Source organism: Rhizobium sp. SVR5-9E (assembly GCF_056755095.1).
The window spans coordinates 1-274 of record NZ_JBNDHS010000393.1; the positions used below are offsets into that span (position 1 = coordinate 1).

Annotated in this window: 1 protein-coding gene; it reads right to left on the reverse strand. The window is 44.2% G+C overall.

The genetic code is table 11. The features are described from left to right. Nucleotides 1-274, reverse strand: a 274-nt coding sequence (locus ACPYOJ_RS35320) for a hypothetical protein (RefSeq protein WP_481420383.1), incomplete at both ends; no start/stop codon positions are given.

Below are 274 nucleotides of genomic sequence, written 5' to 3' on the forward strand. Positions count from 1 at the left end.
AAACCTGTATCGGAAGCAATTGCATCGAAGGTTCCTGTGTAATATCCCCGCGCATCCACTTCATGATGTACTTCAGTTATCATTAATTTGGTAAAGAGGGAGGTCTCATTGGTATCGGTTTTACGCATTTCGATATCTGCGATACAGCCCGGATATAAAAACGGAACCGTAGTATTTCCCGAAGTTACAAATACGTCTGAGGCCTTGCTTCCCGCCGTTCCTTTTTGTGAGGTTTCTACATCCATAAAAGAAGCAGCTTTGATGGGTGCCACTC